This is a genomic window from Pseudomonas sp. Irchel 3F6 (assembly GCF_900187595.1).
Classification (GTDB): domain Bacteria; phylum Pseudomonadota; class Gammaproteobacteria; order Pseudomonadales; family Pseudomonadaceae; genus Aquipseudomonas; species Aquipseudomonas siliginis.
Genome location: NZ_FYDP01000002.1, coordinates 39,740 through 51,961, shown reverse-complemented (window position 1 = coordinate 51,961; position 12,222 = coordinate 39,740). Strand labels below are relative to the sequence as shown.

Below are 12,222 nucleotides of genomic sequence, written 5' to 3'. Positions count from 1 at the left end.
TTCTCTTAATGCGGGTATGATCGGCGTTTACGTTGTCCCAGCCAAGATAGTGGAAGTCGCCCACCGATGCAAAACACCAAGCTCTTGCTAACCAGTTTCACCTTTGTGGGACTGCTCGCACTCGCCGGTTGTTCATTCCCCGGGGTTTACAAAATCGACATCCAGCAGGGCAATGTCGTCACGCAGGACATGATAGACCAGTTACGCCCGGGAATGACCCGGCCGCAAGTACGGTTTATCATGGGCAACCCTCTGCTTGCCGACACGTTCCATGCCGATCGCTGGGATTATCTGTACAGCCTGCAACCGGGTGGCGGTGAACGCCAGCAGGAACGAATCAGCGTTATCTTCAACTCCAACGACCAGCTTGTCAGCCTGTCCGGTGACTTCATGCCCGGCGTGAGCCGTGATGAAGCCATTCTCGGCAAGGACAGCGGTACTACCGTGACCGCGCCTGCTGAAAACGCCGACAAGCCAGAAGCTGAAAAACCAGCCAAACCAGGCTCTTTGCTGGATCAGATCCAGAAGGACGTCGATGGCGTGGAAACCGTACCGGTTCCGCCACCAGAGCCGCTGGACACCTCGCCGCAGTAATAGGCGAGGCAATAAACAACCCGGACATTCCGGGTTTTTTATTGCCTGCCGTTTGGCCTGATCAAGAATTGCGTGCTTTGGCCTCGGCAGCCTTGGCCGCGCGCAAACGTCGAACTTCTTTGGGATCAGCCAGCAGCGGTCGATAAATTTCGATGCGATCGCCCGCCTGAACAGGGCGAGAATCCGCGTCAGCCACGACCTTGCCAAAAATCCCCAGCGGGCACTGCGCCAGATTCAGCTCAGGAAACTCGGCCGCGATGCCCGATGCGTGCACCGCAGCCCGAACGCTAACGCCTTCAGCCACGCTGATCGCACGCATAACCTGGCGATCAACCGCTGCGTACACGACTTCTATCTCGATCACCGGCTCAACCATGCATCTGCTTGGCGCGCTGGCAGAAAGCATCCACCAACTGATTGGCCGCCTGATTGAACAACGGCCCCAGAGTTGCGCGCACCAGCGGCCCGGCATAATCGAACGACAGATCCAGACTGATCTTGCAGGCCTTTTCATTCAGTGCCTTGAATACCCAGATGCCGTGCAACTGAGTGAACGGGCCTTCCTCAAGATTCATCTCGATCGACTGCCCCGGCACCAGCGTATTGCGCGTGACGAAATGCTGACTGAGGCCACCCTTCGCTACGCCGACACTGGCGCGCATGTGTTCTGGGGAGCTTTCCAGCACTTCAGCCTCCGAGCACCACGGCAGAAACTCCGGGTACCGCGCGACATCGTTGACCAGGTCGTAGAGAAATTGCGCCGGGTACGGCAGAAGCGCGGATCGTTGGATATGTGTCGTCATGTAAGCGTTACTTCCAGAGCTGAGCGGCAAAGACTACAAGAATGCCGATAGGCGCCACGTAGCGCATCAAGAACAGGGACAGAGCAAACAGAAGCGGGTTACGGATAGACAATTCATCCCGCACCGCTTCACGCCCCATCACCCATCCCGCGAACAGCACGAAACACAAGCCACCGAGGGGCAACATGATCCGCGAGGTGAAGAAATCGATCACGCCGAAGAAGTCGAGACCGCTCTGCGCACCCCATTGATAGAGGCTGAACGCCCCGCCTTCGTTCACGAAAAACTTGGCTTCCTTCCAGATATTGAAAGAAAACACCGTGCCCAGACCAACGAACCAGCAGGTGAACGCCAGCCAGAACGTCACCCAGATGCGGCTGATTTTAGTGCGTTCAACCAGGTAAGCCACCATTGGCTCAAGCAGCGAAATCGCCGAACTCCACGCTGCCACCGCGACCAACACGAAGAACACCACGCCCATCAACTGGCCGAAAAAGACATTACCAAAAGCAAATGGCAGGCTGACGAACATCAGCCCTGGGCCTTCGCTTGGGTTCAGGCCAGCGGCGAACACAATCGGAAACAGTGCCAGACCGGCGACCAGCGATACGAAAGTATCCAGCAGCGCGACACCGACCACCGTGCCCGACAGCGAGGTGTTCTTCGGCATGTAGGCGCCGTAGATCATGATCGAACCAACGCCGACGCTCAGCGAGAAGAACGCGTGCCCCATCGCCGGCAGCAGACCGTCGAGGACTTTTTCCGGGTGGAAGTCGAACATGAAATGCACGCCTTCCATGAAATGCCCGGTGGTCATGCTGTAGCCCAGCAGCACCAGAATCATCACGAACAGCAGCGGCATCATGATCCGCAGGCTACGCTCAAGCCCGGCGACCACGCCTTTGGCGATCACGAAGGCCGACAGCAGCATGAAAATCGTGTGCCAAAGTGTCAGGCGCCATGGATTGGAAATGACATTGCCGAAATAGGCGCCGACCTGATCGGCCGTCGCGCCCTGGAAATCGCCACGCCCCATGTCGACGATGTAATCCAGCGACCAGCCGCCGACCACACTGTAGAAAGAAAGAATCAGCAGGGCCGTGATCATCCCGGCAAACGCGCCCCACGACCATTTGGCCGAGTGCCCCGCCTCCAGCGCCAACACCTTCAGAGCATTTGCCGGACTTTGCCGGGCACGCCGGCCGATCAGGGTTTCCGCGAGCATGACCGGCACGCCGATGAGCGCGATGCACGCCAGGAACATCAGCACGAAAGCGCCGCCGCCGTAGACCCCGACCATGTAGGGGAACTTCCAGATACTACCCAGTCCCACGGCCGAACCGGTCGCGGCGAGTATGAATACCCAGCGGCTAGCCCAACTGCCGTGGACAGAAACCTTGTCTGTCGACATCGTTTATCACGCCCAAGCGTTAGAAAAAGAGGCCGCATTGTCCGGGATTCACTCAACCTGCTCAAGCACGCAGCAACACCGTAGCCGACAGCCGAACAACTCCATATAATGCCGCCCCTATGGCTAAACAGAAGAAACACCCAACAGGGACCATCGCGCAGAACAAAAAGGCGCGACACGATTACTTCATCGAGCACAAGTTCGAGGCTGGTCTGGTCCTGGCCGGCTGGGAAGTAAAAAGTCTGCGGGCGAGCAAGTTGCAGCTGGTCGACAGCTATGTGCTGCTCAAGGACGGCGAAGCATGGTTGCTCGGCAGCCACATCACGCCGTTGATGACCGCAAGCACCCACGTCATCGCCGACCCGGTGCGCACGCGCAAACTGCTGCTCAACCGCCGCGAGCTGGACAAGCTCGCCGCCGCCGTGCAGCAGAAGGGTTACGCCTGCGTCTGCCTGTCCTGGTACTGGAGCAAGCACATGGTCAAGTGCGAGATCGCTCTGGGCAAGGGCAAGAAGGAATACGACAAGCGTGACACCGAGCGCGAGCGCGATGCCGGTCGTGAATTGCAGCGTGCGGTGCGCAACAAGGGCAAGGAAGACTGATCTTCCTCCTTTAGCGCCAATTCGCGAGCAGGCTCGCTCCCACCTTGGAATGCATTTCAAAGGTGGGAGCGAGCCTGCTCGCGAAAGCTATTTCAGCATCAACACAAACACACCTGATCACATCCCCTTGCGCCGCTCCGCCCGAGCCATGCGCTGCACCTCCTGACGCACCTCTTCCAGCACTTCCTGCACATACAGAATATGTCGGCTGGACACTTCCCTCGCCTGCTCGGCACGCCCTTCGATAATCGCCAGATACAATTCCCGGTGCTGCGAGATCAGCATGTCGCGAGTTTCCGTGCGCTGTTTGTACATGCCGCCGATGTTGGTCACGACGTTGCGCTTGAGCAGATCGAACAGTCCGCGAATCGTATGCAGCAACACCGCGTTGTGGCTGGCTTCGGCAATCGCCAGATGAAATTTTGCATCTGCCGCGCCTTCTTCCGCCCGGCTGACTTCTTCATGGCGCGAGTAGCAATCCTGCAGCTCTTCGAACGCAGCGGTCAGGCGCTCACGATCGACATCGGTGGCGCGCAAAGCGGCGTAGTAGGCACACGATGCCTCCAGGGTGTGCCGGAATTCGAGCAAATCACGTTGCGCTTCGGGATTGCTTTCAAGCAATTGCAGCAGCGGATCGCTGAACGTCGACCCCAGGCCCTCCACCACATAATTGCCGCCGCCCTGGCGACTGACCAGCAAGCCTTTGGCCGCGAGTTTCTGAATCGCCTCGCGCAACGACGGGCGTGATACGCCAAATTGTTCGGCCAGCGTGCGCTCGGCCGGCAGACGTTCGCCCGACTTCAGCGTGCCCTCAAGGATCATCCCCTCGAGGCGCTCGACAATATCGTCAGACAAACGGCGCTGACGTATCTGATCAAAGCCCATAACTCATTTCTCCACGATCCCGACCGCTCGCCGGGGTGTCTATTCTGGCCTATCCGCGCGCCGCCGACACCTGCCAGACGCCACTTCGCCAAACCGGATCAACTGCCCTCTGCACCGCATCTTCGACGAAAGTTTCAGAGCGGCAAATTGACACACCGCTACCAAGGCTTTTACCCTAGCCAACAGCGCTTGTAAATTGGTCTTACCAATTATCCAAGATTGCTTACAGTGCCTGACCAACAACAATTAGGGGCCACCCCACCATGCAAACCTGGCAACAGCTCTACAGTCCGCTCGGCAGTCTTGGCGTCTCCGCTCTCGCGGCCGTCATTCCCATCGTGTTCTTCTTTCTCGCCCTGGCGGTGTTCCGCCTCAAAGGCCATGTGGCCGGCAGCATCACCCTCGCACTTTCGATTGCCGTAGCGATATTCGCCTTCCAGATGCCAGTGGACATGGCGTTCGCCGCCGCTGGTTATGGTTTCGCTTATGGTCTGTGGCCGATTGCCTGGATCATTGTCGCGGCAGTGTTCCTCTACAAGCTGACGGTGAAGAGCGGTCAGTTCGAGGTCATCCGCAGCTCGGTCCTGTCGATTACCGATGACCAGCGCTTGCAGGTGTTGCTGATCGGTTTCTGCTTCGGCGCATTTCTGGAAGGTGCCGCCGGTTTCGGCGCGCCGGTAGCGATTACTGCCGCACTCCTTGTGGGACTGGGCTTCAATCCGCTGTACGCCGCCGGCCTGTGCCTGATTGCCAACACCGCGCCGGTTGCGTTCGGCGCCTTGGGGATTCCAATCATTGTTGCCGGCCAAGTCACCGGCATCGACGCGTTCAAGATCGGCGCCATGACCGGTCGCCAACTGCCGCTGCTGTCGCTGTTCGTGCCGTTCTGGCTGGTATTCATGATGGACGGCCTGCGCGGTGTGCGCGAAACCTGGCCGGCCGCGCTGGTGGCAGGTCTGAGTTTCGCCATCACCCAATACTTCACCTCCAACTTCATCGGCCCGGAACTGCCGGACATCACCTCGGCACTGGCCAGCCTGATTTCCCTGACCCTGTTCCTCAAGGTCTGGCAACCGCGCCGTGCCGCCGGCCAGCACATCGTCGGCGCCGTGTCGGCTTCGGTGGTCAGCGCCAGCGTAGGCGGTTTCGGCCAGAAGCGCACCACCGTGGCTTCGCCCTACAGCCTCGGGGAAATTTTCAAGGCGTGGTCGCCGTTCCTGATCCTCACTGTGCTGGTGACGATCTGGACGCTGAAGCCTTTCAAAGCCATGTTCGCTGCCGACGGCTCAATGTACAGCTGGGTGTTCAACTTCGCGATTCCGCACCTTGATCAACTGGTGATCAAGACTGCGCCAATCGTGGCCAACCCGACCGCGATTCCAGCGGTGTTCAAACTCGACCCGATTTCCGCCACCGGAACCGCGATTTTCTTCTCCGCGCTGATTTCGATGCTGGTACTGAAGATCAATTTCAAAACTGGTCTGACCACTTTGAAAGAGACCTTCTACGAACTGCGCTGGCCAATTCTGTCGATCGGCATGGTGCTGGCGTTCGCCTTCGTCACCAACTACTCCGGCATGTCCTCGACCATGGCCCTGGTGCTGGCGGGTACTGGCGCCGCGTTCCCGTTCTTCTCGCCGTTCCTCGGTTGGCTGGGCGTGTTCCTCACCGGTTCGGATACTTCGTCGAACGCGCTGTTCAGTTCGTTGCAAGCGACCACCGCCCACCAGATCGGCGTCAACGACACCTTGCTGGTGGCGGCCAATACCAGTGGCGGCGTGACCGGCAAGATGATCTCGCCGCAATCGATCGCCGTGGCCTGCGCCGCGACCGGTCTGGTCGGCAAGGAATCGGATCTGTTCCGCTTCACCCTCAAGCACAGCCTATTCTTTGCAACGATTGTCGGTTTGATCACCTTGGCTCAGGCCTATTGGTTCACCGGCATGCTGGTGCACTAAACCTACAAGACGCCTACAAGAAAGACGGAAATAACCGACGCCGGCCCGTGATCCGGCGTCAGCAATTCACCACCGGGTCTGTAAGGCTGCTGAAAGCAATGCGCTTTATATTCGGCAGCCGCAGCAGACGGATAACCGGGCCCACCCGGAGACACGCCTGATGAGCGAGCTTTTTTACAACGCCGTGCCGAACGCGACCCGCGTGGCACCGCCACTGCCCGAACCTCGGCAATACCCCAGCGAGAAACCGTCGCGGGTCTACCTGTTCGGCACGTGTGTGGTCGACCTGTTCTACCCCGAAGCCGGAATGGACGCGATCCATCTGCTGGAGCGCGAAGGGATCCGGGTCGAGTATCCGCAAGGGCAGAGCTGCTGCGGCCAACCGGCCTACACCTCGGGTTACACCGAGCAGGCGCGGACGGTAGCGCGCTCGCAACTGGCGTTGTTTGCCGGCGATTATCCGGTGGTGGTGCCGTCGGGTTCCTGCGCCGGCATGCTGCGCGAGCATTACGCCGACTTGTTCAAGGACGAGCCGGAAACGTTGAAACAGGTGCAGGCCCTTGCGGCTCGCACTTATGAGCTGGCCGAGTTTCTGCTGTTCGTCTGCAAGGTGCAGCTCAAGGACAGCGGCGAACCGGTGAAAGTCGCGCTGCACACCTCGTGTTCGGCACGCCGCGAAATGAACACCCACCTGCACGGCCGCGAGTTGTTGGCGCAGTTGAGCAATGTGGAGCGGGTCAATCACGACCACGAAAGCGAATGCTGTGGCTTCGGTGGGACATTCAGCGTCCGTATGCCAGACATTTCCGGCGCGATGGTCGCTGACAAGACCCGCGCGCTGAAGGAGTCCGGCGCGCACAAGGTACTGAGTGCCGACTGCGGCTGTTTGATGAACATCAACGGCGCGCTGGAGAAACAGCAGCAAGCGTTGCGCGGGCAACATCTGGCGAGCTTCCTCTGGCAGCGAACCGGAGGTGCGCAATGAGCACCTCGACGATTATTCCTACGGTCGCCGTAGAAGAAGATTTCCGCACCCGGGCACACAATGCCTTGGGTGATCAGCAGCTGCGGAACAACTTCCGCACCGCCATGGATTCACTGATGACCAAGCGGGCAGCGGCTTTCAGCGATGCCCACGAAAGAGAACACTTGCGCGCACTGGGCAATTCGATCAAGGCCCGCGCGCTGTCCAAGTTGCCCGACCTGCTCGAGCAACTGGAACAGAACCTGACCCGCAACGGTGTGACAGTGCACTGGGCGGAAACGGTGGACGAGGCCAATGGCATCGTCTTATCGATCATCCGCGCTCACGAGGCGCGGCAAGTGATCAAGGGCAAATCGATGGTCAGCGAAGAGATGGAGATGAACCATTTCCTCGAGGCTCGGGACATTGAATGTCTGGAGTCCGACATGGGGGAGTACATCGTCCAGCTCGACCACGAGAAGCCTTCACACATCATTATGCCGGCGATCCACAAGAATGCCGGTCAGGTCGCGTCCTTGTTCCACGACAAACTTGGCGTGGAATACACCAAGGACGTTGACCAACTCATTCAGATCGGTCGCAGGGTCCTGCGGCAGAAATTCTTCGAAGCCGACATCGGCGTCTCCGGCGTCAACTTCGCCGTCGCCGAAACCGGCACCCTGCTGCTGGTGGAAAACGAAGGCAACGGGCGCATGACCACCACCGTGCCGCCGGTGCATATCGCCGTCACCGGCATTGAAAAAGTCGTGGAAAACCTGCGCGACGTGGTGCCGCTGCTGTCACTGCTGACGCGCTCGGCGCTGGGCATTCCGATCACCACTTACGTCAACATGATCTCCGGCCCGCGCAAAGAACACGAACTCGATGGCCCGCAGGAAGTGCATCTGGTGTTGCTCGACAACGGTCGCAGCCAGGCCTTTGCCGACAGCGAATTGCGCCAGACCCTGAACTGCATCCGCTGCGGCGCCTGCATGAATCACTGCCCGGTGTACACCCGAGTGGGCGGCCACACTTATGGCGAGGTCTACCCGGGGCCGATCGGCAAAATCATCACCCCGCACATGGTCGGCCTGGCCAAAGTTCCGGATCACCCGAGCGCGTCCTCACTGTGCGGCGCCTGCGGTGAAGTCTGCCCGGTGAAAATTCCGATCCCCGCCATCTTGCGCCGTCTGCGCGAGGAAAACGTCAAAGCTCCGGACGCACCGAATCAGGTGATGCGCGGCCAAGGCAGCAAGTATTCGCGCAAGGAACGCTTCATCTGGAACACCTGGGCCAGACTCAACAGCTCACCGACGCTGTACCGCTTGTTCGCTTTTTTCTCCACGCGCCTGCGCGCCCTTACGCCGAGCAACGTCGGCCCGTGGACGCAAAATCACAGCGCACCAAAACCGGCCGCGCGTTCGTTGCATGACATGGCCCGCGTACATCTGGCCAAACAGGGAGAGCATCGATGAGCGCCAAGCAAAATATCCTCGGCAAGCTGCGGAAAAGTCTGGCCGGCACCACGCCAATCGCCGACAACTTCGACGTCGATCTGGTCACACAGCCCTACACCTACAGCGCCGAGCAACGCATCCCGCAACTGCGCAAACTGATGGAAGCGGTGCACACCGAAATCCACCTGACCTCGGGCGCCGAGTGGCCGGCATTACTGGCGCAACTGCTGCGCGACCGCCAGTTGCCGAGCCTGCTGATCGCACCGACCACACCGCACGGGCAACGCATCACACAGCACTGGGCGAATAATCCCGAGCTGCCTGCACTGAAATCCTACGACCGGCCGATGGAAGAGTGGAAAGCCGAACTGTTCAACGACACCCCGGCCAGCCTCACCGGCACCCTCGGTGCCATCGCGGCGACCGGCAGCCTGATCATCTGGCCAACCCGTGAAGAACCGCGCTTGATGAGTCTGGTGCCGCCGGTGCATTTCGCCCTGCTCAAGGCCAGCGAAATCCGCGACAACTTCTATCAGGTGCAAGAGGAATTCGAATGGGCGCAAGGCATGCCGACCAACGCGCTGCTGGTCTCCGGCCCGTCGAAGACTGCCGATATTGAACAGGTCCTGGCGTATGGGGCACATGGCCCAAAAGATCTGGTCGTGCTGATTCTGGAGGATCAATGAGTCTTCCTGCTGCTTTCCTGCGTGATGCCGAGCGACTGATTCCAGCAGACCGGCGCTTCGACGATCCGCTGTCGACCCTGGCCTTCGGCACCGACGCCAGTTTCTATCGACTGATCCCGAAACTGGTGATTCGCGTCGAGTCTGAAGACGAAGTCGTGGCGCTGCTGCAGCTGGCCCAGCGCGACAAGGTGCCGGTGACCTTCCGCGCTGCCGGCACCAGCCTGTCCGGGCAGGCGATCAGCGACTCGGTGCTGATCGTGCTTGGGGATAACTGGAACGCCCGCGAAATTCGTGGCCAAGGCACGCAGATCCGCCTGCAACCAGGAGTGATCGGCGCGCAGGCCAACGCCTGGCTGGCGCCGTTCGGACGCAAGATCGGCCCGGACCCGGCGTCGATCAATGCCTGCAAGATCGGCGGCATCGTCGCCAACAACGCCAGCGGCATGTGCTGCGGCACTGCGCAGAATACCTATCACACATTGGCCGGAATTCGGCTGGTGCTGGCCGACGGCACGCGCCTCGATACCGAAGATCCAGCCAGCGTCGCGGCATTTCGCTCCAGCCACGGCGACCTGCTCGAACGCTTGGCGACATTAGGCCGCGAGACCCGCGCCAACGCCGCACTGGCCGCAAGAATCCGCCACAAATACCGTCTGAAAAATACCACCGGCCTGTCGCTCAACGCCCTGGTGGATTTCGACGAGCCTGTGGATATCCTGAGCCACCTGCTGGTCGGCTCCGAAGGCACGCTCGGCTTTATCAGTGCGGTGACTTACGACACCGTCATCGATCACCCGAACAAGGCCTCGGCGCTGATCGTGTTCCCCGATGTAGAAACCTGCTGCAACGCGGTGACCGTGCTGAAAAGCCAACCGGTATCCGCAGTGGAACTGCTCGATCGACGCAGTCTGCGCTCGGTGCAGGACAAAAAAGGCATGCCCGCTTTCGTACAACTGCTGTCGGAAAATGCCTGCGCGCTGCTCATCGAATCCCGCGCCGCTTCGTCGACATTGCTGCAAGAACAACTGGCGCAAATCATGGCGTCCCTGCGCGATTTCCCCGTTGAGAAGCAGGTCGACTTCACCGAAGACCCGGTGGAAAACGCCCGCCTCTGGGCCATCCGCAAAGACACCTTCCCCGCCGTCGGCGCCGTGCGCAAAACCGGCACCACAGTAATCATCGAAGACGTGACCTTCCCGGTCGAACAACTGGCCATCGGCGTCAATCGCCTGATCGAGCTGTTCGACAAACATGCCTACGACGAAGCGATCCTTTTCGGACACGCACTGGAAGGCAATCTGCACTTCGTCTTCACCCAAGGTTTCAACAGCCCGGAAGAAATCGCACGCTACCAAGCGTTCATGGACGACGTCGCGCAACTGGTCGCCGTGGAATTCGGCGGCTCGCTGAAGGCCGAACACGGCACCGGCCGCAACATGGCGCCGTTCGTGGAACTGGAATGGGGCAGCGACGCCTATCAACTGATGTGGCAGCTCAAACGCCTGCTCGACCCCAACGGCATTCTCAATCCGGACGTGGTGCTCAGCGAAGATCCGCAGATCCATCTCAAGCACCTGAAACCGCTGCCGGCGGCGGACGAGATTGTGGATAAGTGCATCGAGTGCGGTTTCTGCGAACCGGTCTGCCCATCGAAAGGCCTGACCCTGAGCCCGCGCCAGCGCATCGTGATCTGGCGCGATATCCAGGCGAAAAAGCGCGCCGGCGTCGACACCACCGAACTGGAAAAAGCCTACGACTACCAAGGCATCGACACCTGCGCCGCGACCGGCCTGTGCGCGCAACGCTGTCCTGTAGGCATCAACACCGGCGAACTGGTGAAAAAGCTCCGTGGCCGACACGCCAAGCATCAGAAAACCGCTGACTGGATCGAAGGAAATTTCGCCAAGACCCTGCAAGGCGCGCGCTTCACCCTGCACGTCGCCAACGGCGCGCGGATGATGCTCGGCGCGCCGCGTCTGGCGAAGCTGTCGGCAACGCTCACGCGCTTGTCCAAAGGCCAGGTGCCGCTGTGGACCAACGCCATGCCACAACCGGAAAAAGCCATTCGCTTCAGCCCGAGCGTTTCGGACGAGCGCCCGCGTGTGGTCTATCTGGCAGCTTGCGTCTCGCGGGTCATGGGCCCGGCGGCGGGTGACAAAGAACAAATGTCGCTGTACGACAAAACCCGTGGCCTGCTGGAAAAGGCCGGCTACCAGGTAGTCTTTCCCGACAATCAGGACAACCTCTGCTGCGGTCAGCCGTTCGCCTCCAAAGGCTACGCCGAACAGGCCGAGCACAAGCGCCAGGAACTGATCAGCGCCCTGCTCCACGCCAGTCGCGGCGGCCTCGACCCGATCTATTGCGACACCAGCCCATGTACGTTGCGGCTGGTCCAAGACATCGGCGAAACACGACTGGATCTGTACGATCCGGTGCGCTTCATCCGTACGCATTTGCTGGATCGCTTGGACTTCACACCCCAGGAAGCGCCGATTGCCGTCCACGTGACCTGCAGCACTCAGCATTTGGGCGAAAGCCAGGCGCTGATCGATCTGGCGCGCAAATGCAGCACCACTGTGGTGATTCCTGAAGGCATACATTGCTGCGGATTTGCCGGCGACAAAGGCTTCACCACACCGGAGCTGAACAGCCATTCGCTGCGTACGCTCAAGGACGCCGTGCAGCACTGCAGCGAGGGGATTTCCACCAGCCGCACCTGCGAAATCGGCCTGACCCAGCATGGTGGAATCGACTATCACGGGCTGGTTTACCTGGTGGATCGGGTGACACGGGCGAAAGCCTGCTGAGGAAAAAATCAGAACCCTTGAGCGAGGCGGTAGTCCACTGCACATGCCCCGGACG

Annotated in this window: 11 protein-coding genes; 7 read left to right on the top strand and 4 right to left on the bottom strand. The window is 60.0% G+C overall.

Features of this window, described 5'->3' with window-relative positions:
- Window positions 1–66 precede the first annotated feature (66 nt).
- Entirely contained in the window at window positions 67–594 is a 528-nt protein-coding gene (locus tag CKW30_RS06290) for an outer membrane protein assembly factor BamE (protein ID WP_095180348.1), read from the top strand.
- Window positions 595–655: 61 nt separating this feature from the next.
- Here CKW30_RS06290 and CKW30_RS06285 read toward each other — a convergent pair whose 3' ends face one another.
- The 3 genes from CKW30_RS06285 to CKW30_RS06275 are packed head-to-tail and all read right to left on the bottom strand — an operon-like array spanning window position 656 to window position 2,808.
- Window positions 656–970, bottom strand: a complete 315-nt coding sequence (locus CKW30_RS06285; protein WP_095180347.1) for an RnfH family protein — start codon at window positions 968–970, stop codon at window positions 656–658.
- The gene (locus CKW30_RS06280) at window positions 963–1,397 is read right to left on the bottom strand and encodes a type II toxin-antitoxin system RatA family toxin (protein WP_016771773.1); all 435 of its coding nucleotides are present in this window, start codon (window positions 1,395–1,397) and stop codon (window positions 963–965) included. Before CKW30_RS06280 ends, CKW30_RS06285 begins: the two co-directional genes overlap by 8 nt.
- A gap of 7 nt (window positions 1,398–1,404) precedes the next feature.
- Window positions 1,405–2,808: a sodium-dependent transporter gene (locus CKW30_RS06275; RefSeq protein ID WP_095180346.1), complete on the bottom strand. Its 1,404-nt coding sequence runs from the start codon at window positions 2,806–2,808 to the stop codon at window positions 1,405–1,407.
- Window positions 2,809–2,927: 119 nt separating this feature from the next.
- Between CKW30_RS06275 and smpB the strand changes: the two genes are divergently transcribed.
- Window positions 2,928–3,410, top strand: coding sequence for an SsrA-binding protein SmpB (gene smpB, locus CKW30_RS06270; RefSeq protein WP_007953781.1), 483 nt, complete (start codon window positions 2,928–2,930; stop codon window positions 3,408–3,410).
- A 117-nt stretch (window positions 3,411–3,527) separates the two neighbouring features.
- On the opposite strand, the gene CKW30_RS06265 is transcribed toward smpB, so the two are convergent.
- Complete coding sequence (locus tag CKW30_RS06265) at window positions 3,528–4,295, bottom strand: FCD domain-containing protein (protein WP_016771775.1); 768 nt, start codon at window positions 4,293–4,295, stop codon at window positions 3,528–3,530.
- A 263-nt stretch (window positions 4,296–4,558) separates the two neighbouring features.
- On the opposite strand from CKW30_RS06265, the gene CKW30_RS06260 reads away from it, so the two are divergent.
- The 5 genes from CKW30_RS06260 (at window position 4,559) to CKW30_RS06240 (ending at window position 12,167) form a co-directional block, all read left to right on the top strand.
- Window positions 4,559–6,253 (top strand): lactate permease LctP family transporter, encoded by a 1,695-nt coding sequence (locus CKW30_RS06260; protein ID WP_095180345.1) that lies wholly within the window; start codon window positions 4,559–4,561, stop codon window positions 6,251–6,253.
- A 160-nt stretch (window positions 6,254–6,413) separates the two neighbouring features.
- A complete protein-coding gene (locus CKW30_RS06255; RefSeq protein WP_016771777.1) occupies window positions 6,414–7,238 on the top strand; it encodes a (Fe-S)-binding protein in 825 nt (274 codons plus the stop codon).
- The gene (locus CKW30_RS06250; RefSeq protein ID WP_095180344.1) at window positions 7,235–8,692 is read left to right on the top strand and encodes a LutB/LldF family L-lactate oxidation iron-sulfur protein; all 1,458 of its coding nucleotides are present in this window, start codon (window positions 7,235–7,237) and stop codon (window positions 8,690–8,692) included. The genes CKW30_RS06255 and CKW30_RS06250 overlap by 4 nt, the downstream gene beginning before the upstream one ends.
- Entirely contained in the window at window positions 8,689–9,360 is a 672-nt protein-coding gene (locus CKW30_RS06245; RefSeq protein WP_095180343.1) for a lactate utilization protein C, read from the top strand. The genes CKW30_RS06250 and CKW30_RS06245 overlap by 4 nt, the downstream gene beginning before the upstream one ends.
- On the top strand, window positions 9,357–12,167 hold the full coding sequence (locus CKW30_RS06240; protein WP_095180342.1) for an FAD-binding and (Fe-S)-binding domain-containing protein: 2,811 nt from the start codon (window positions 9,357–9,359) through the stop codon (window positions 12,165–12,167). The genes CKW30_RS06245 and CKW30_RS06240 overlap by 4 nt, the downstream gene beginning before the upstream one ends.
- The last annotated feature ends 55 nt before the right edge of the window (window positions 12,168–12,222 follow it).

Excerpts from the sequence above, each read along its gene's own strand:
- CKW30_RS06280 (WP_016771773.1), bottom strand. The coding sequence starts at position 1,397 with ATGACGACACATATCCAACGATCCGCGCTTCTGCCGTACCCGGCGCAA.
- CKW30_RS06250 (WP_095180344.1), top strand. The coding sequence starts at position 7,235 with ATGAGCACCTCGACGATTATTCCTACGGTCGCCGTAGAAGAAGATTTC.
- CKW30_RS06265 (WP_016771775.1), bottom strand. The coding sequence starts at position 4,295 with ATGGGCTTTGATCAGATACGTCAGCGCCGTTTGTCTGACGATATTGTC.
- CKW30_RS06275 (WP_095180346.1), bottom strand. The coding sequence starts at position 2,808 with ATGTCGACAGACAAGGTTTCTGTCCACGGCAGTTGGGCTAGCCGCTGG.
- CKW30_RS06245 (WP_095180343.1), top strand. The coding sequence starts at position 8,689 with ATGAGCGCCAAGCAAAATATCCTCGGCAAGCTGCGGAAAAGTCTGGCC.
- CKW30_RS06290 (WP_095180348.1), top strand. The coding sequence starts at position 67 with ATGCAAAACACCAAGCTCTTGCTAACCAGTTTCACCTTTGTGGGACTG.
- CKW30_RS06260 (WP_095180345.1), top strand. The coding sequence starts at position 4,559 with ATGCAAACCTGGCAACAGCTCTACAGTCCGCTCGGCAGTCTTGGCGTC.
- CKW30_RS06240 (WP_095180342.1), top strand. The coding sequence starts at position 9,357 with ATGAGTCTTCCTGCTGCTTTCCTGCGTGATGCCGAGCGACTGATTCCA.
- CKW30_RS06255 (WP_016771777.1), top strand. The coding sequence starts at position 6,414 with ATGAGCGAGCTTTTTTACAACGCCGTGCCGAACGCGACCCGCGTGGCA.
- smpB (WP_007953781.1), top strand. The coding sequence starts at position 2,928 with ATGGCTAAACAGAAGAAACACCCAACAGGGACCATCGCGCAGAACAAA.
- CKW30_RS06285 (WP_095180347.1), bottom strand. The coding sequence starts at position 970 with ATGGTTGAGCCGGTGATCGAGATAGAAGTCGTGTACGCAGCGGTTGAT.